This is a genomic window from Neisseria animaloris, assembly GCF_900637855.1.
In the GTDB taxonomy this organism is placed as follows: Bacteria; Pseudomonadota; Gammaproteobacteria; order Burkholderiales; family Neisseriaceae; genus Neisseria; species Neisseria animaloris.
Genome location: NZ_LR134440.1, coordinates 1,471,829 through 1,490,837, shown reverse-complemented (window position 1 = coordinate 1,490,837; position 19,009 = coordinate 1,471,829). Strand labels below are relative to the sequence as shown.

General features: G+C 50.4%; 17 protein-coding genes. 10 read left to right on the top strand and 7 right to left on the bottom strand.

Features of this window, described 5'->3' with window-relative positions:
* The first annotated feature begins 734 nt into the window (after nt 1-734).
* The gene (mltA, locus tag EL216_RS06880; RefSeq protein WP_085390143.1) at nt 735-2,081 is read left to right on the top strand and encodes a murein transglycosylase A; all 1,347 of its coding nucleotides are present in this window, start codon (nt 735-737) and stop codon (nt 2,079-2,081) included.
* A 68-nt stretch (nt 2,082-2,149) separates the two neighbouring features.
* On the opposite strand, the gene EL216_RS06875 is transcribed toward mltA, so the two are convergent.
* Both EL216_RS06875 and EL216_RS06870 read right to left on the bottom strand, forming a co-directional pair.
* Complete coding sequence (locus EL216_RS06875) at nt 2,150-2,638, bottom strand: TlpA disulfide reductase family protein (RefSeq protein ID WP_085389981.1); 489 nt, start codon at nt 2,636-2,638, stop codon at nt 2,150-2,152.
* A gap of 13 nt (nt 2,639-2,651) precedes the next feature.
* Entirely contained in the window at nt 2,652-3,575 is a 924-nt protein-coding gene (locus tag EL216_RS06870; RefSeq protein WP_085389982.1) for a hypothetical protein, read from the bottom strand.
* Nucleotides 3,576-3,702: 127 nt separating this feature from the next.
* Between EL216_RS06870 and arsC the strand changes: the two genes are divergently transcribed.
* Both arsC and EL216_RS06860 read left to right on the top strand, forming a co-directional pair.
* A complete protein-coding gene (gene arsC / locus EL216_RS06865; RefSeq protein ID WP_085389983.1) occupies nt 3,703-4,059 on the top strand; it encodes an arsenate reductase (glutaredoxin) in 357 nt (118 codons plus the stop codon).
* Nucleotides 4,060-4,084: 25 nt separating this feature from the next.
* On the top strand, nt 4,085-4,738 hold the full coding sequence (locus EL216_RS06860; RefSeq protein ID WP_085389984.1) for a YdcF family protein: 654 nt from the start codon (nt 4,085-4,087) through the stop codon (nt 4,736-4,738).
* Nucleotides 4,739-4,815: 77 nt separating this feature from the next.
* On the opposite strand, the gene EL216_RS06855 is transcribed toward EL216_RS06860, so the two are convergent.
* Nucleotides 4,816-5,109, bottom strand: coding sequence for a hypothetical protein (locus EL216_RS06855; RefSeq protein ID WP_085389985.1), 294 nt, complete (start codon nt 5,107-5,109; stop codon nt 4,816-4,818).
* Nucleotides 5,110-5,225: 116 nt separating this feature from the next.
* On the opposite strand from EL216_RS06855, the gene EL216_RS06850 reads away from it, so the two are divergent.
* From EL216_RS06850 to EL216_RS06830, 5 genes are all read left to right on the top strand, one after another.
* Nucleotides 5,226-5,648: a CopD family protein gene (locus EL216_RS06850; RefSeq protein WP_085389986.1), complete on the top strand. Its 423-nt coding sequence runs from the start codon at nt 5,226-5,228 to the stop codon at nt 5,646-5,648.
* Nucleotides 5,649-5,670: 22 nt separating this feature from the next.
* Nucleotides 5,671-6,150 carry a CYTH domain-containing protein gene (locus tag EL216_RS06845; RefSeq protein WP_085389987.1) on the top strand — a complete coding sequence of 160 codons (480 nt, stop codon included), beginning with the start codon at nt 5,671-5,673 and terminating at the stop codon, nt 6,148-6,150.
* Between the two features lie 183 nt (nt 6,151-6,333).
* Nucleotides 6,334-6,951: a YdcF family protein gene (locus tag EL216_RS06840; RefSeq protein ID WP_085389988.1), complete on the top strand. Its 618-nt coding sequence runs from the start codon at nt 6,334-6,336 to the stop codon at nt 6,949-6,951.
* 135 nt (nt 6,952-7,086) lie between these two features.
* Nucleotides 7,087-7,614, top strand: coding sequence for a YdcF family protein (locus tag EL216_RS06835; protein ID WP_232005223.1), 528 nt, complete (start codon nt 7,087-7,089; stop codon nt 7,612-7,614).
* 154 nt (nt 7,615-7,768) lie between these two features.
* Nucleotides 7,769-8,554, top strand: coding sequence for a methyltransferase domain-containing protein (locus EL216_RS06830; protein WP_085389990.1), 786 nt, complete (start codon nt 7,769-7,771; stop codon nt 8,552-8,554).
* Nucleotides 8,555-8,633: 79 nt separating this feature from the next.
* Here the strand turns inward: EL216_RS06830 and sstT are convergent, their stop codons facing one another.
* The gene (gene sstT, locus EL216_RS06825; RefSeq protein ID WP_085389991.1) at nt 8,634-9,863 is read right to left on the bottom strand and encodes a serine/threonine transporter SstT; all 1,230 of its coding nucleotides are present in this window, start codon (nt 9,861-9,863) and stop codon (nt 8,634-8,636) included.
* Nucleotides 9,864-10,248: 385 nt separating this feature from the next.
* Here sstT and EL216_RS06820 point away from each other — a divergent pair, with 385 nt between their 5' ends.
* Both EL216_RS06820 and EL216_RS06815 read left to right on the top strand, forming a co-directional pair.
* Nucleotides 10,249-12,078: an autotransporter assembly complex protein TamA gene (locus EL216_RS06820; RefSeq protein ID WP_085390144.1), complete on the top strand. Its 1,830-nt coding sequence runs from the start codon at nt 10,249-10,251 to the stop codon at nt 12,076-12,078.
* Nucleotide 12,079: 1 nt separating this feature from the next.
* Entirely contained in the window at nt 12,080-15,979 is a 3,900-nt protein-coding gene (locus EL216_RS06815) for a translocation/assembly module TamB domain-containing protein (protein WP_085389992.1), read from the top strand.
* 62 nt (nt 15,980-16,041) lie between these two features.
* Here the strand turns inward: EL216_RS06815 and EL216_RS06810 are convergent, their stop codons facing one another.
* The 3 genes from EL216_RS06810 to EL216_RS06800 form a co-directional block, all read right to left on the bottom strand.
* Nucleotides 16,042-17,136: an FAD-dependent oxidoreductase gene (locus tag EL216_RS06810; protein WP_085389993.1), complete on the bottom strand. Its 1,095-nt coding sequence runs from the start codon at nt 17,134-17,136 to the stop codon at nt 16,042-16,044.
* A gap of 69 nt (nt 17,137-17,205) precedes the next feature.
* Entirely contained in the window at nt 17,206-17,490 is a 285-nt protein-coding gene (locus tag EL216_RS06805; RefSeq protein WP_085389994.1) for a hypothetical protein, read from the bottom strand.
* Nucleotides 17,491-17,532: 42 nt separating this feature from the next.
* Nucleotides 17,533-18,960: a cryptochrome/photolyase family protein gene (locus EL216_RS06800; RefSeq protein WP_085389995.1), complete on the bottom strand. Its 1,428-nt coding sequence runs from the start codon at nt 18,958-18,960 to the stop codon at nt 17,533-17,535.
* Nucleotides 18,961-19,009 lie beyond the last annotated feature (49 nt).

The window sequence follows — 19,009 nt, the reverse complement described above, 5'->3', positions numbered from 1 at the left end:
ACCGAATACTCTATGATAATTAGGGCTGATTCAACAGAAGCCTGAGACATAGCTTGATGAAATGCAGCGCAGCTATTGCCAAATAGCTTGCAAGATTAATTTGTATCTTTGCCAACAAGTGCATTTTTGCTTTAACATTTTCGGGGTTTATGCGGATACCGACTTAACCCCAAATTATTTTCTCTGTTCTAACGTAAAGGCAAATTTGCACCGATAATGGTACGTTTAATGGCGGAAAAGACCAATTGGAGCGCTTGAACACTGCCGACACCGCTGATATGAAAGTCGATATTTCTACCTGACCCAACGATTGTGTATCGGCAAACCATTAATTTTCTCCAAGTTGTTCCGGCTTGCCTATAAATACGTTCACGTTTTCGGCAGGATTTTCTGACAATTCAAACATTCTATGAGTAATGGCGGCTTCTTGAGTTAATTCGGTGAACATAATATTTCCTTGCTTGATAGGCGGGCTTTTTATTACTCCTTTAGCTATATAAAAAATATTAATTTATTGATTTTATGTTAGAATATCGCCCAATTCTACCGACTGCCGACTTGATTTTCAGACGGCCTTTACTTTCCATATTAATGTGGAATCAAAATGAGTAAAAAATATCTGGAAAAGGAACCAAGTCGGCATGAAAACAGTCTTCTAAGTTTATCCGTTGATAACGATGCCGTCTGAAATGCTTACCCGGCCGGTTTCAGACGGCCTTAACATACAGCAAACCATGAATCGTCAGAAAATTTACCGTGTCGCCCTGTTGGGTATTGCCGCGGCTGTATTGGCAGCTTGCAGCTTCAAGAAGAGCAAACCTCCCGTTACCACTTTGCCTCCTGCTGCCAAAGTGCCGCCGGTTACCACGCCCAGTATGCCGATGCCTGTGGGTACGCCTGCGCCTCAAGGCCACGTTCATACTCCGGGCGGAGGTGCAAGCTACAAAGTGGTGTCGTACGGTGAATTACCCCAATGGCAGCAGCAAAGCTTCGCAAACAGTCTGCGCTCTTTCCGTTTGGGGTGCGAGAAACTGAAATCGCAGCAAAATTGGCGCAATGTATGTGCCCAAGCAGCCCAAACACCTTATCAAGACAGTGCCGCCAAAGCCTTTTTCGAGCGGTATTTTACGCCGTGGCAGGTAAGCGGTAACGGCAAGCTCGGCGGTACGATTACCGGTTATTACGAACCGGTATTACACGGTGATGTGAAAAATACCGGCAAAGCACGCTTTCCCGTTTACGGTATTCCCAGCGACTTCGTATCAGTCGATCTGCCCGCAAGCCTGCGTAACAGCAGGGCAACGGTGCGCATCCGTCCTACGGGGCAGAATAAAGGCGTGATTGACCCTGCCGGCCAGTATTCCGCCAACTTGGCCAAATTTCCGATTAGCGAGCGTACCAGAGCTTTAAAGGGCCGTTTTGTAGGCAGCCAGTTTGTGCCTTATTACACCCGTGCCCAGATTAACGGCGGCGCTTTGGACGGAAAAGCGCCGATTCTCGGTTATGCAGACGATCCTGTGGAGCTGTTTTTCCTGCATATTCAGGGATCGGGTCGTTTGAGAACGCCTGACGGTAGATATATCCGCTTAGGGTTCGCCGATAAAAACGAATATCCGTATGTATCTATCGGGCGTTATATGGCCGACAGAGGTTATCTGACTTTGGCGCAAACCACCATGCAGGGCATCAAGGCCTATATGCAGCGTAATCCGCAGCGTTTGGCCGAGGTATTGGGGCAGAACCCCAGCTATGTATTCTTCCGCGAGCTTCCCGGCAATGACGACGGACCGGTTGGTGCGCTCGGCACGCCTCTGATGGGGCAGTATGCCGGAGCGGTCGACCGCCATTACATCACGCTGGGTGCGCCTTTGTTTGTGGCGACTACTCATCCGGTGAGCAATTATGCGCTCAACCGGTTGATTATGGCACAGGACACCGGCAGCGCGATTAAAGGTGCGGTTCGTGTGGATTATTTCTGGGGCTACGGCGACGAGGCAGGTGCCGTGGCAGGCAGGCAGAAGCATACCGGCTATGTGTGGCAGTTGCTGCCCAATGGTGTGATGCCTGAATACAGACCGTAGGGAATGCCGGATATGCAAAGGCCGTCTGAAATCATTTCAGACGGCCTTTGCTGTTTTTAAATAACCGGTTACTTTTTGGTACATTTCATAAGTGCGTTTTGAACCGCTTCATCCAGTTTTTTAGCGGTTACTTCTCCGAGAAGGACTTGTTTGTAGCCGCATTTAGGCACTTCGACGGTAGTGAAAGGCAGTGCGCCGACGTTGTTACCGACCGACTTCATCCATGTGCGGCTGTCGTTGCCGGTATAACGCCAAATAGGATAACTGACCGGCGTTTGTTTCAAGAATTTGCCGATATTGTCGGTATTGTCCAGTGCGATACCCACCATATCCACGCTGCCTTTTTTCTGTTTTTTGTACCATGCCGACATTTCGGGCATTTCTTTGCGGCACGGGCCGCACCAAGTGGCCCACAAATTGATAATACGCACAGGGGCTTTCAGCGATTCGAATGTTTTGGGCGTATCGCTTTGCCAATCTTTAATATCGGCGGCAGCGGCTGCGGGCAAGCCTGCCGCCATTACGGTTCCAAGAAAAAGTGCGGATAGAATTTTCATAAAGGTTCGTCCTTCAGTTTCTGGTTGGATATTTTTCGGATACGGCTTTCCGGTGCGGCTTCATGTGCTTGCTGATTTCTTCCCATACTTTGTTGCCTTGGTGGGGAACACTGTCTTGAACCCAATACCACCAGAAGTAGCCGCCAACATAATTCGGTGTATATTTCGGCATGGAGTAGTAATGACGGATCATATCCGTTTTACTTTCAACCGATGCGTTTTTCCGTGTGTTGCCGCATTCGCCGATACCGAGTTTGGCATGGGGAAACAAGGTTTGCAATTCGTTGAAAACATTTTTCCAGTCGGGTTGGAATCCGTTGTTGTCGTCTTCATAATAGCTCACAAACACATAATCGACACGCTGTTTCATATCAGCGGGGATATGGCGTGCAAGCCAATTTCGCATGGTTGTTTTTTGCATGTTCGGTGCAAAGTAATAAGTTGTCAACGCAGTTGCCGCCTTTTTACTGCGAATGTAGCGGTAGGCAGCAGCAGCTTTGTCGGCAATGAATTGCGGGTTGTTACCGAGCCAGTTTTCGCCGTTGATCTCATTTCCGATTTCCCAAATATCTACATATTCCGCCAAGGCTTGGTAAGAGCTTTCAAAGCGTTTGAGATAGGCCGAAACGGTTGGATATTTCTTCATTTCGGAAGAATCTACCGGCGTGGCCATAATATATGCCGTTCGGTGTATGGCGGCAAACAGCTTTTTGTATTCGGCAGGCGGCTTTTCCGCCGACATCACAATACGCACGACCGGTTTTACCGGCATGGCTTTTAAAGCATTGGTAATGTGTATAGGTTTGATTTTGCCTTCCCAACCGTCGTCTATGGTTACGCCGTAGAAAAAATCGGGCAGCGGTCGGGCGGCATGGACAATACCGGACAGCACCGTCAAAATGCCGGTAAAAACCAGTGCCGCATTCTTATGCTGCATGGATTAAGTTCCTGTATGGCATTGATAAAATAAAGATATTACCGCCAAAATAGCCGAAATGGGGGCGACAAACTGTAAAGGGTAGTTTACAATCAAAAAACGGCCGAATTTGAATGAAGGAATTATTATGCCATTAACCGTAACGCTTTATCACAACAACCGGTGCAGTAAGTCCCGCGCCGCGTTGTCGCTTTTACAGGTGCGCGGTGTCAAAACCAAAGTGGTTGATTATTTGCACTCCCCGCCTTCTTTTGATGAGTTGCAGAGTATTTTTAAAAAACTCGGTGCAGAATCTCCGCGCGTGATGATGCGGGTAAAAGATGATTTGTATTGCGAGCTGGGTTTGGATAATCCTGATTTAAGCAATGATGATCTGCTCAGAGCCGTTGCCGAGCACCCCAAACTGCTTGAACGGCCGATTGTCGTGTCGGGAGACAAAGCCGCAATAGGCCGTCCGTTGGAAAATATCGAAGCATTGCTGTAAATAAAGAAAAGGCCGTCTGAAACATATGGGGATACCGCTTTTACGCAGCCGTACAGGTTTGCGCTGTTACTTGCTGCGGGGTATTGTACTGAGCCTGCTGCTGGTGTTGCTGATGTTCAGTAATTGCGTGTGGACGGTGTATCGTGCCGGCAACCGCACGTTACCTGCCGGCGTTCATGCAGATGCCGCAGTGGTGCTGGGTGCGGCGGCGTGGGACAAACGCCCGTCGCCTGTGTTTCAGGAACGTATCAATCATGCGATTGCACTTTATCAGGGCGGCAGGGTGGAAAAGCTGGTGTTCACCGGCGGTACGCCTAAAAAAGGCTTTATGACCGAAGCCGAAGTGGGGCGGCGTTATGCACTCAAGCAGGGAGTGCCCGCCCGTCATATCCTGTTTGAAAACACATCCCGCAGCACTTATGAAAATTTGTTAAATATCAAGCCGCTGCTAAGGGAAAACGGTATCCGGTCCGTTATTATCGTGAGTGATCCCTATCATACTGCCCGGGCAGCCGTGATGGCTCGGGATTTGGGTTTGAATGCAACGGTATCGGGTACGCCGACCAGCCGTTACAGTAAATCTCAAAAAAAAGCCAAATTTTTGATGCAGGAAAGTTATGCGCTGTTTTTGTATTACTGTGAGTATTGGGGCGATAGGATGTTGGCGTTTTTACGTTGAGTGAGATATCGATAAGATAGGAATAGAAGAGGCCGTCTGAAAACTTATTTTCAGACGGCCTCTTTGAATAATAAAAATTAGCGTTTTTTCTGATTGGTATTTTTACTGCCTTTGGGTTTTTTCTCGGCGGCAGCTAAACGCGCCGCTACAAATTCGACCATTAAATCTTTCTTTTCCCAAAAGAATTTCTGCATTTTTTCGAGCGAATATATTTTTTTCACCATCGCTGGCAGGCCGTCGTGAACAATGGCGGCAACTTCGCGGTTGAGCGGTTCGCTGTCCATGACGGTTTTCAAATCGGTGTTTTGCGCATCAAGATAGGCTTGAAGCTGTTTCTTCACTCCGCCGTGAATTTCAAATTGTTTGATCATTTTAGGTTTTCCTTTCCGTGAATGTGGGCGGTATTCTAGCAAAATACGCCGGCTTCCTACAAATCTTAACTTTTTGCGGCTACAATACGTTGTATTTTTGAAAAGGCCGTCTGAAAATGTATTTATGGTTCAAGCTGCTACATGTGTTTTTTATCATTTCATGGTTTGCGGGCTTGTTTTATCTGCCGCGTATTTATGTGAATCTGGCGCAGGTGGATACGGGCAACCGCGGCGAATACCAACGCTTGCTCGGCATGGCGCAACGGCTGTTTAAATTTATGACTCCGCTGGGCATCGGGGCGGTTATTGCCGGTTTTACCGTTCCGTTCGTTACCGGCTGGTGGGGCATGGGTTGGGTGCATACGAAAGTAACGCTTGGTGTGATTCTGCTCGGCTATCATTTCTACTGCTACCGTTTGCTTTTGGATTTTCAGGAAAACCGCAACCGCTATTCGCACAAGTGGTATCGTGCGTTTAATGAAATTCCCGTCGTGATTATGGCGGCTTCCCTATATTTGGTAATCTTCAAACCGTTTTAACAGTTAAAGGCCGTCTGAAAACATGACTATTGAAATCGAACGCCGTTTTTTATTGAAAAACGACTCATGGCGCGAACAGGCATCCACGCCGAAAATGCTGCGGCAAGGCTATTTGAGCGTGGATAAAGAATGCACAATCCGTGTGCGTATTGTCGGTGATAAGGCATGGCTGACTTTGAAGGGTTATATTTCCGATGCCGTCCGCAGCGAATTCGAATACGAAATTCCGCCGGCGCATGCCGAGCAAATGATGCAGACCATGTGTCCGTTTAAATTGGAAAAATATCGCTATGAAATCGAATACGATGGGTTTGTGTTTGAAATCGACGAATACTTCGGCGATAACGCCCCGTTGGTCGTGGCCGAGGTAGAGTTGCCGGACGAGCATACGGCATTTGCCAAACCGGATTGGTTGGGCGAGGAAATCACGTCCGACGGTAAATTTACCAATGCTTATTTGAGTAAGTATCCTTATTCAGCTTGGCATAGTCGAAAAACTTAAAGCCATCACGGTGCTTATTTCTCTGTTTCAGGCCGTCTGAAATCTTGCTTTGCGGTTTCAGGCGGCCTTTTACCGTTTGTCTCAGACTTTTCTTTTCCTGCTGGTTTTCTATTCAAACAAAACTTGATTGTTTTTAGCTTCTTTGAGCGGAAACTTGCTACGGCGGTTCATATCCAACCTGTTATGCAAAAAGTAATATTTTCCTGCGTTAAAAAGATTTTGGTGCTTGGCGCACTTTTTTTGTCGGCAGGGTGGTTTGCCGCCCTGGTTTGGGTTTGGTATGGAGATGTCCGCATTACCCGGCGGCCTGTCGGCAGTATTGAAGCGGCAGATAGTGCTGTTGTGTTGAGCACCAAGGTGCATCTGCAAGGCAAGTTGAATCCCTGTTTGGTTTCGCGTGTAGAGGCAGGCGTGGCACTGTGGCGGGCAGGTAAAGTAAAACGGTTGGTGATGAGCGGCGGTATCAATCGCGATTTTCATTACGGCTCGAAAACTATGAAAATCTTGGCGGAGCGGATGGGCGTGCCTGCCGAGGCAGTTGTGTTGGAAAGCGAATCGGCCGACACCTATCAAAATATTATTTACAGCACTGAATTGGTAAAAAACGACCATAGCGTGGTTTTGGTAAGCTCCGGTTTCCACTTGCGCCGAGCATCTTGGCTGGCCGCCCGACAATGGCCCGATAAATATATACAGGTATTTTCAGGCAGTTATTGTTATTCTGATATTGGTTTTTATCTATATGATTTAATTAGAGAAACAGGAGCCATCTTAAAAAACGGCCTATTAAACCGCTATTGAGAAAACCATTTGCCATAAGTGGTACAATAAGGCCGAATTTTTGACTTTTTAAATAATATGCTTAAAAAACAATACGTTGCTATATTTTTCGGCCTGCTGTTGATCGGTTGGTTGATATTGATGACATGGATTTATATGTCTGCTTTGCAAACACGGGGTATCAGTAAAGACGAAATCCGACCGGCTGATGCGGCATTGGTGTTGGGCAATGCGGTTAATAAAAACGGCCGTCCGAATCCGTGCCTGCGCTCCCGAGTGGTTGCTGCTGCCGAGCTGTATCACGCCGGTAAAGTGCCCAAGCTGGTGGTTGCCGGAGGTACGGGCAGCGATGGCAGCAATGAAGCCCAACACATGAAGGCGATTGCAATAGAATTAGGTGTGCCGGAGTCACGCATTGCGATGGAAGGGAAGTCTGAAAATACTTATGAAAACATCCATTTCAGCTCGGTGCAGCTTACCAATAACAGCAATGTGGTGATTGTAAGTGCCGATTTCCACCTGCAACGTGCTTTGTGGCTGGCTGAAAGGGAATGGGGAGATCAAAAAATGGTACAGGTTTATTCGGGCCAAGATTCATGTGAGGAACGAGGGTGGGATTATGCCCGCAAGCTGGTGCGTGAAAGTTTGGCATGGATAAAAGCGGTAGTAATCAAACCCGATTGATGCACCTATATTGGGATACCGTATTGTTTGAAGCGTAATTGTAATGCTGAATATCTGCAGCCTATGGGGTAAAATAGGTGTCAGGCCGTCTGAAAACGGTTTCAGACGGCCTGACATTTATCTAAGCACACATAACCTACTGATTCCTAAATACATGAATACCCCCGACCATTGGCAGATTCACCGCCATCTTGCCCGAGATATGGATGAGCGGTTGCAACTTGTCCGCCATGTTCCTCAACATATTATGCTTGTCGGTGCCGATGCCGACGAAAGCCGCAGTTTGTTGGCGGAGCGTTATCCCAAAGCCGTCTTTTCCGAATATGATCCCCGCCCTACATTTTTGCAGGCTGCCGCCGAAGTACGCAAACCGAATCTGTGGCAGAAGCTGACCGGCAAAAGTATTCCCCAGTACTGTCGGGATCTCGACGAACCTTTACCCGAAGCCGCTGCCGATATGTTATGGGCAAACCTCAGCCTGATTACCGCCGAATCGCCCGTGCCGGTGTTTGAAAACTGGGCGCGTGCTCTGAAAACCGACGGCTTGCTGTTTTTCACCCACTTCGGTATCGACAGCTTGCAAGCATTGGCAGGCCGTCTGAAAAAGTGCGGTATTGCTTGTGAAACGCCTATGTTGTTCGATATGCACGATCTGGGCGATATGTTGTTTCATCACGGGTTTTACGATCCGGTAATGGATACTGCCAAATTGGAGTTGAATTACCGCCATGCCGATACGTTTTGGCAGGATATGGATACGTTCGGTTTGTGGGCATCATTGGAGTTCGATGACAAGGCTGCCGCTAAAGCCGCTGTCGACAAAATGTTTGCCGACGGCAGCTTGAACAGTATCACGCTCGAAACCGTGTATGGCCATGCAGTTAAAAAACAGGCACTGTCGCAGGGCGAAAGTTTGTTACAGTTTTATCCAAAACATTAAGCGAAACACAGCTATCTGCTCAAATATATATGAAAAGGCCGTCTGAAAAAATTTCAGACGGCCTTTGAGTCGGTAAGTGTTACAGCTGGCCCTCTTTGCGTTGGCGGCCGTAATCCGCAGCAGCGGTAAACAGCACGTCGGTGGAAGAATTCAATGCCGTTTCGGCGGAATCTTGAATCACCCCGATGATAAAGCCTACAGCCACAACTTGCATGGCTACGTCATTGGAAATACCGAACAGGCTGCACGCCAGCGGAATCAGCAGCAGCGAGCCACCGGCTACACCGGATGCGCCGGCCGCACTTATTGTTGCCACCAAGCTCAATAGCAATGCCGTGGCAAAGTCCACTTGAATGCCTTGGGTGTAGGCGGCAGACATTGCCAACACGGTAATGGTAATCGCCGCACCGCCCATATTAATGGTGGCTCCTAACGGAATAGAAATGGAATACGTATCTTCATGCAGGTTGAGTTTCTTCGCCAAGGCCATGTTCACAGGAATATTAGCGGCTGAACTACGGGTAAAGAAAGCGGTCATACCACTTTCACGAAGGCAGGTTAACACCAGCGGATAAGGATTGCGGCGGATTTTCCACCACACAATGAGCGGATTGGCAACGAGGGCGATAAACAGCATGCAGCCCACCAACACCAAAATCAGCTTGCCGTAACTGGCAAGTGCGGTAAAACCGGTTTCGGCAATGGTGGAAGACACCAAGCCGAATATGCCCAAAGGCGCAAAGCGGATAACCCATTTCACCACTTGCGATATGGCGGAAGCCAAATCCGCCACCATAATACGGGTGGATTCCGCTGCATGGCGCAAGGCGAAACCGAGCACTAAAGCCCAAGCCAGAATGCCGATGTAGTTGGCGTTGGCAAGCGCGTTAATCGGATTAGACACCAGGTTCAACAACAGCGCTTTCATCACTTCGGTGATGCCGGAAGGCGGCGTGGTAGTTACATCGTCGGCATGAACCAGCACGATTTCAGTGGGAAAGAGAAAACTGGCCACTACGGCGGAAAAAGCCGCAGTGAAAGTGCCGATAATATAAAGAATCAGAATAGGGCGGATGTGTGCTTCATTGCCGCGTTGATGCTGGGCAACCGCAGCAACAACCAGCACAAACACCAGCACAGGGGCAACGGCTTTCAATGCGCCTACAAACAGCGTGCCGAGCAGGCCCGAAGCCAAACCGGCCGATGGCGACAGCCACGCCAATACAATACCTAAAACAAGGCCGACTGCAATTTGTTGAACCAAACTGATTCGGTTAACTGCATCGACAACCGGATTTCCGCTTGCCATGAGTGCATCCTTCTATATTAATGTTAAAAAAAGATAATATTTTAAAATAAAATGCCCATACTGGAATGGGTCTGAAAGAAAACAGCATAAAAGACCGCTAAATAGATGTATATTGCAATAAAAGCTATCAATTATCAGAAAAATTCAGAAAAAACAGATATTTTAGCATGATTAGTGAGACGAATATACTTCTTAGGGCCGTCTGAAACAAACCGTATCGGCTGGAAATCGGGAGCGGCACGGATGACCGTATCATTTTGCCGCATTACCGGTTTATTGATTCTGCATTTTGCATAATTATTTGGATTCCTCGCTACATCTCAACAGAAATTAAAGAAAATAATGCTAAAATCGACACTTAGTGAAAAGTATGCGATTTGATGCCATGAAAAAACACACAACTTCCCTGTTTCTGACCACGCTTTCGCTTGCCTGTGCCCAAGTGTTTGCTTCAGAACCCGTGCCTGAAGATTATGTGCCTATTAAAAAAGAAGCCAAAGACAGCGGAAAAAAAGATACTAACGGCAAACTGCAGATGAAATATCCGGTCGAAATCCGTACCGATAACGACGAAGTCAAAGCCATGCTCGAAGAGCACCTTCCACTGATTGTCCAGCAGCATGAGGAAGAGCTTGATAGGGAGCAAATCGGCTTTTTGGCGGAAGATGCGCCGGATAATGTGCGGACCATGCTGAAAACCAAAGGCTATTTCAACAGCAAAGTAAATGTCGAGTCTGCAGGGGCGGGCTATGTAGTGAATGTTACGCCCGGTAAGCGTACCAAGATCGACAATGTGGGCGTGGCGATTATCGGCGACGTGCTGCAAGACGATGATCTGGCTCAGTATTATAAAAGTGCGTTGGAAAACTGGTCGCTTCCGGTCGGCGATAATTTTGATCAAAACGAATGGAACAGCAGTAAAACATCGGTATTGTCTGCGGTAGTGCGCAAAAAATACCCGCTGGCCAGATTATCGCAAACACAAGCCACCATTGATCCCAATCGCAATACCGCCGATTTGAACGTAGTTGTAGAAAGCAACCGCCCCGTATATTTTGGAGACGTACACATTACCGGTACGGATCGTTATCCCGAAAAAGTAGTGCGGGGTATGGCGAAATTTCAGCCCGGTTCGCCTTATGATTTGGATTTGCTGCTTGATTATCAGCAAGCGTTGGAACAGGACGGGCACTATTCCGGCGCATCGGTGCAAGCCGATTTCGATAATATACAAGGCGACCGCGTACCGGTAAAGGTGGCCGTATCTGAAGTGAAGCGGCACAAACTTGAAGCCGGTGTGCGTTACGATTCCGAATATGGTCTCGGCGGGCGTATCGGATACGACTACTACAACTTGTTCAACCGCGGCTATATCGGTTCGGTTGTGTGGGATGCGGATAAATACGAAACTACCGTTGCAGCCGGTATCAGCCAGCCGCGAAACAGCAATGGCCATTATTTTACTTCCAATATCGGCTACACCCGTTCGACCACCCAAAATCTGGAAAAACATGCCTTAACCGGCGGCATTTGGCGGGTGCGCGACCGCAATAATATCGAATCCCGCCTCGGGGTCGAATACATCACTGAAAGCCGCCGCGTACCCGGTTCCAATTACGATTTGGGTCGAAGCAATGCCACTATGCTTACCGCTTCGTGGAAACGGCAGGAAATCCAAAGTACGCTGCGTCCTGAAAACGGTTACTATTTGGACGGTAAAGTCGGCTCCACGCTAGGCAAAATATTATCGTCTACCACCATTGCAAGGGCGCATGGTCGGGCAGGGTATTATTTCACGCCCGAAAATAAAAAAATCGGCACCTTTATTGCCCGCGGGCAGGTAGGTTATGTATATGCCCGCGAAAACGACGAAGTGCCGTCCACTTTGCAGTTCCGCACCGGTGGAGCTACGTCGATACGCGGTTACGAGTTGGACAGTATCGGTTTGGCCGGTCCCAACGGTTCGGTACTGCCCGAACGGGCGGTGGCGGTAGCAAGTTTGGAATATCAATATCCGGTAACCAAGAGTTTCTCTGCCGCCTTATTTCACGACATGGGCGATGCCGCGCGCAACTTCAAACGAATGTCTTTCAAACACGGCACGGGCGTGGGCGTGCGTTGGTTCAGCCCCGTTGCACCGTTTTCGTTTGATGTCGCTTACGGGCATCATGATAAAAAACTGCGTTGGCACATCAGCTTAGGAACACGATTCTAAAATGACGCAAAATACCGAAAACCTACAAAGGCCGTCTGAAACACCTTCCGGGCAGCCGGATACTCGAAGGCCGTCTGAAAAGCCTCGGAAAAGCGCAATCCGCCGTGTGCTGTTTGCCGTTCTGCTGGTGTTTCTGGCCGCTTTGCTGTTGCTGCTCGGCACCGTTGCATGGGTGTTGACGACAGAATCGGGATTGCGTTTCGGTTTATATAAAATACCGTCGTGGTTCGGTGTCAATATTACGTCGAAAACTTTGCAAGGCACCGTTTGGGATGGTTTCAGCGGCGATGGGTGGCGTATAGAAACCGCCGCCGCCGATGTGGACATCAGCCGCTTCGATTTTGTTTGGCAGCCGCAAGAGCTGTTGCGGAAAAAACTGCATGTACGCCGTATTGCCGCCGGAGATATTGAGATTGTGTCCAAACCCACGCCGCCGAAAGAAAAGCAGCCCCCTGCAGGCTTGCCTGAAAGTGTCAGTTTACCGTTTGAAATAGCGATAGACAGCATTGAAACCGGCAAAATCAGCAGTGGCCAGCGTAAAGACAAGCAAACCGTCTTTCTGAACCGCATCCGCGCTACCTACACCTACAACCACCAATTGCATAGTTTGAAGCTGGCCGAAGTAAGTACTCCGTGGAGCAGTGCGGCCGGTCGCGCCACTCTCGGCGTGAAAAGCCCGTTTGCTTTGAATGCTTCGGTAGACAGTGATGGCGAATTGGACGGCAAATCAGTCCATACCACCACCCGTTTTTGGGGCGATCTGAAAAATATGGAAACCGACATACGGCTCGACGGCGACGATATCCGCCTGCATGCCGAATCGGTGCTGCATCCCTTTGCACCCAAACTTAACGACAAAATTGACCATATCCAGATAAAGGGCTTCAACATCAACCCGCGGGCGTTTCTGCCCCAACTGCCTAAAGCAATGCTCGAATTCGATGCCACGGTTGTGCCGTCGTTTGAAGAAGGGTTGGCACTGGAAGGTTCGATTGATTTGGCCAATTCAGGTGCGGCTGCAGTCGATGCGGACGGCATTCCCGTACGGGAAATTCTGGGCGGGTTGACCATAAATGAAAACGGCTTGATCAAAATACAGGAAACCACCGTGAAGCTGCTTCAAAATGGTATAGTCAATGTGGGCGGCAGCGTCAATACTGCCAACAGCCAGCTTGCTGTGGCCATGGCCTTGCATAACATTACCGCAGCCGATGCCTTAAAACAGAAACTTGAAGGTAGCCTCAATGGAAACATTACCGTGGGCGGTAATTTCAATAATCTTGAAACCGGCTGGGAGTTGGATACCGGCACCGCCCAAACCAAAGGTAAAGTGCAGATGCAAACCGACCCGCATTTTGGTCAGCAAACCCTGCTTTTGAAAAAAGCCCAAATTTTGCCTAAAAGCGGCGGGGAAGTGAATGCGGAAGGTAAGTTGGAACTTTTTAAAGATCGGGTGTTAAAGCTCGTCGTAAGCAGCACAAACTTCAACCCGAACAAATTAAACAAGCAGTTTCCTGAAGGCAATGTCAACGGCACGATAAATCTCGACGGAGAAATCGCCAACAACAAATATGCAGGAAAAATGCAGTTCGGCACCAGCACATTATCCGGTGTGCCGTTGCAGGGTAAAGCCGACGTGGTGTATGAAAAAGAACACCTTTCCCGTGCCGTAGCCGATATTTTGTTAGGCAACAACGTGATCAAAACCAACGGCAGCTTCGGCAAAAAAAGCGACCGTTTGAACCTCGACATCAACGCGCCCGATTTATCCCGTTTCGGCTTCGGGCTGAACGGGTTGATTACCGCTAAAGGCTATATTTCGGGCGAACCGAAAAAAATCGAAGCCGATTTAAGCGGGCAGGCACGAAACCTGCGGATACAGAATGCATTGCAAATCAATGATTTGAATTTCAAGCTGCAGGGTTCGCCTGACTATACCCGTCCTGTTAATGTAGAGTTGAAAGGGCAGCGCATTGTGATACCGGGGCAGAGTTCGCCCACCGTTGTCGATGCCGTCAACCTCTTCATCAAAGGTACGGGGCGCAGTCACAGCATACGTGGCAATGCAGGTATGGCTTTGGGCGGCAAACCCTATCGTTTGGAAATTGCGGCAGACGGGGGATTGAACGACAAAAACCAATGGAAAGGCTTGGTTGATACCCTCGATATCAACGGCGCATTCAATCTCAAGCTGCAAAACCGCATGTCGCTTGAAGCCGGAGCCGAACGCGTGGTAATGAGTGCGGCGCGATGGGCGGCGATGGGCGGCAGCCTTAATTTGCAGAATTTCATCTGGGATAAGAAAAACGGCATCATCACCAAAGGCGATGCTTCCAATCTTGCCGTATCGCAATTGCACAATTTTTATACCCCGCCCGTACAGCATAATCTCGTTTTAAGCGGCGATTGGGATTTATCGTACAGCCAAAACGCACGCGGCTACTTCAATATCCGCCGTCAAAGCGGTGATGTTCAATTGCCCCACCGCAAGCAGATGCTCGGATTGAGTGCGCTTAATCTGAACACCCGCTTCCAAAACGGCCGTATCGAAAGCACGCTTGACGGCGTTACCGGTTACGGCAAACTCGACGGCAGCCTGATTATCAGCCAGCAGTTCGGTAACGACATCAAGCTCGCCCCGATTAGCGGCAAAATCAGCATCAGCGCGCCCAAGCTCGAAAACTTCCGTAATTTCCTGCCGGTCGGTCAAACTTTGAGCGGCAGCCTGCTTGGTGTGGCGACCATCGGCGGACGCGTCGGCCAGCCCCAGCTGAACGGCACGCTCAACGGCGACAACCTCTATTACCGCAACCAAGACCTCGGTTTGATCTTGGATAACGGCACCTTGCGTTCGCGTTTGCAAGGGCAAGCATGGGTAATCGACAGTTTGCGTTTCCACCGCGGCGGCACGGTAGAGCTGAAAGGCACCGTCGGCATGAACGATGCCGTGCCCAACGTAGACGTGGATGTGTTGTTCGACAAATACAACACGCTTGATAAACCGAACCGCCGTTTAACACTTAGCGGCGATGCCAAAATGCTGTATTCCGAAGCCAACGGCATCTCACTCAACGGTACGCTGAAGGCCGATTCCGGACATTTCGGTTTCCAGAAATCCAGCATGCCTACATTGGACGAAGATGTGGTGGTGTTGGGCGAGCCCGAAAAGCCACCGACCACGCCTACGCCCATCAGCATGAATCTCGTGCTCGATTTGAACAACAACCTGCGTTTCAGCGGCGAAGGTTTGGATGTTACCCTCGGCGGCAAGCTGAACCTGCTGGCCAAACCGGGCGAAGCCGTTCAGGGTGTCGGCACGGTAAGCGTGGTCAAAGGCCGCTATAAAGCTTACGGGCAAGACCTCGACATTACCAAAGGCCGCATCTCGTTTGTCGGCCCCTTGTCGGACCCCAACCTCAATATCCGCGCCGAACGCCGCCTTTCTCCTGTCGGTGCCGGTGTCGAAGTGCTCGGCAGCCTCAATAATCCGCGCGTTTCGCTGGTGGCGAATGAGCCGATGAGTGAAAAAGACAAACTTTCATGGCTGATTCTCAACCGAGCCAGCAGCGGCAGCGACGGCGATGAAGCAGCACTTTCTGCCGCAGCAGGTGCATTCTTGGCCGGCCGCATCAACGACAAACTCGGCTTGGTGGATGATTTCGGTTTTACCAGCAAACGTAGCCGCAACGCCCAAACCGGTGAATTGAATCCTGCCGAGCAAGTGTTGACGGTGGGCAAGCAATTGACCAACGAGCTGTATTTCGGTTACGAATACGGTATCAACAGCGCGCAGCAATCGGTAAAAATGATTTACCAACTTACCCGTGCGATTCAGGCTGTTGCACGTGTTGGTTCGGTATCTTGGGGGGGAGAAGTGAAATACACCGTTCGGTTCGATTAGCTTGATGGAAACCAAAAAGGCCGTCTGAAAATCACTTTTCAGACGGCCTTTTTGGTTTACTTTTATTCCTCAATATAAACCAGCCCGCTTTCTACATCTTTTTCAGACGGCCTCTTGTCTTGCAGCAAATCAACGGCAAGGCGTACGGCGGCGGCGGTAACGGCAGGGGCAATCATGAAGCCGTGGCGGAACAGGCCGTTGATTTCGATCAGCCGCCGGTTGCGGTTGAAGCGGATTTCGGGGTTGTGGTGGTTAAGCGTAGGGCGCAGGTTGGCAGCCAGTTCGAGAATGTGTGCTTCGCCGAATGCGGGGTGAACGGCGTAGAGGGCGGAAAGCAGTTCCAAGCCGGAGCGAACGCTGACGGGTGCATCGTTTTCGCTTTCGATTTGGGTGGCTCCGATAACAAACACGTGGTTTTCTTTCGGCGCGATGTAGAGCGGATAGCGCGGATGCAGCAGCCGCACGGGGCGGTTGAGGGTGATTTCGGGGGCATATACGCGGGCGACTTCGCCGCGCACGCCGCGAAGCCTGCTACGGTTTTCAGACGGCCTGTTCCACGCTTGTTGCGCCCCGAAGCCGCGGCAGTCGATTACCCAGTCAAACTTTTGGTGCAATGAGGCAGCATCGGTTTCATGCTGCCAATGGCAGGCAACGTTTTGCTGTTCGAGTGCGTCGGCCAAGGCGTTCAGCACTTGGCGGTTGTCGAGCTGGCCTTCTTCGGGCAAGTAAAAGGCCGTCTGAAAACGGCCGGCCAGTTGCGGTTCGTGGACGGCGATTTCGGCAGCCTGCCAGTGTTCGGCGGGATGGGGCGAACCGGTGGCGCGGCGCAAATGTTGCTCGAACTGCACGGCCAGCGGTTTGTCTTGCCCGTGCCATACGATCAGGCTGCCGTTCTGCTGCATGAATACGGGCGTGTTCAGACGGCCTAAGATATTGCGCCACAGAGGAAGGCTCTGCCTGCCCAAGGCAATCACTTCGGGTGTGGCTTCTATCGATTCGGCCAAAGGTGCGAGCATGGCGGCGGCAATATGGGCGGCGGCTTGCTCGCCTGCGCGGGTGCCTTTGTTGAATAAGGCCGTCTGAAAACCGTATCGGGCCAGTTGCAAGGCGGTGAGACGGCCGCACAAGCCGCCACCGAGTATGGCAATATTGGGCATGTTTTTCCCTTTATATTCAGAAGTATGTTGTTATAGAGCCGAGCCGGTTGCAATAATCCCGCCCTGTTTTCAGACGGCCTGATGATACAGTTTGGCCATCCACGCCAGCGGAAAGCCGATCTGCCACAGCATCAGCAGCAGGTTTTGGATAACCATGCCGCTGTCGCGCTGCCGTAGGGCGAGAATAACGGCGGCAATTGCAACCAGTGCGCCGGCAAACAGAAACACCACCGCCGCAAATGCCGCCATGCCTTGCGCTTGAGCATAGCGCCACAGCAGCAATGTGCCGACAACGGCAGTAAAGAGGGCGAGGTTGCGGTAAGGATGCGGGGTAAGCAGATAGGGCGTGGGCATGATGTTTTTACAGCAGTATCAGGCCGTCTGAAAAACACGGTTTCAGACGGCATCGGGTTGTTTGGTTCGGTTTTTAAACAAGGCAAGTGCTTTTTCGCGCTGCTCGGCATGGTTGACGATTGGGGCGGGATAGCCGTGGGTGTCGATGTTTTCTTTAACCAGCCACGGCGCATGAATAATTTCTTTGTTCAAATGCGCCAACTCGGGAATGTGGCGGCGGATAAATTTTCCGTCGGGATCGAATTTCTGCGATTGCAGCACGGGGTTGAAAATGCGGAAATACGGCTGGGCATCGCAGCCCGTGCTTGCCGCCCATTGCCAGCCGCCGTTGTTGGCGGCCAAATCGTAATCGACCAGTTGTTCGGCAAACCATGCTTCGCCCCAACGCGGGTCGATTAATAAATCTTTGACTAAAAAGCACGCCGTTACCATACGCATGCGGTTGTGCATCCAGCCGGTGTTTTTCAACTGGCGCATGGCGGCATCTATGATCGGATATCCGGTTTGGCCGGCTTTCCAACGTTCAAACCATCCGGCGTTGTTTTCCCAAACTATATCGCGGTATTCGGCGCGGAAACTTTCTTGTGCCGCCTGCGGATGATGGTAGAGAAACTGGCGGAAAAATTCACGCCAGATCAGTTCTTTCAGCCAAACCGACGCGCCTTCGTTATCGGCCTGCCGTGCCAGATACACTAAATGGCGCGGCGAAAGCAGACCCGAACTGATATAGGGTGAAAGTTGGCTCGTGCCTTTTTTGGCCGGAAAATCACGGGTAAGGTGATAGCTTTCGATGTGGGTAAGAAATTGGCCGAGCTGTCTTTGTGCGGCGGTTTCTCCGCCTTTGAACATGGTGCTTCGGTAATCGAAGCCGAGAATATCGGGGGTAGGGGCGGGCGGTACGGTGTTTGCGGATTCGGGCAGGCCGGTTTGCAGTGCCGCCAGTGTCGCCCAATCATCGGCGGGCTGCCATGTGCCGAAACGCTGTGCGTAAGTTTGCAGCCATGCGGTTTTGTAAGGCGTGAATACGGTGTAGGGCAGGCCGTTGTGCGTCATTACGGCGGCTTTGGGCAGCACCACTTGGTCGTCCACCCGCACCAATTCGCAGCCGGCGGTATCCAGCGTGCGCCAAATGCGGTTATCGCGTTCTATGGCTTGCGGCTCGTAGTCTTCCGCACAAATAACGACGGCGGCGTTCAGTTGCCGTGCGAGTTTGGGAATTTCCGTTTCCGCATTGCCGTGCAGTATATGCAGCGGTACGTTTTTTTCGGTTAAGGCCGTCTGAAGTTCGATAACGCTGTCGTAGATGAAACTCTGGCGGCGGTGGTTTTGCCGCTCTGTGCTTTCGGCTTCGGTGTCGAATACGAACACGCCCGCTACGGGTGAGCCGCGGCGGACGGCGGTTTGCAGGGCGGTATTGTCGAACAGGCGCAAGTCGCGGCGGAACCAAACAAGAGTAATCGGCGTGGACATAATAAAGAGGCCGTCTGAAAGTATAGGCGCATTGTAATACTAAACCGCA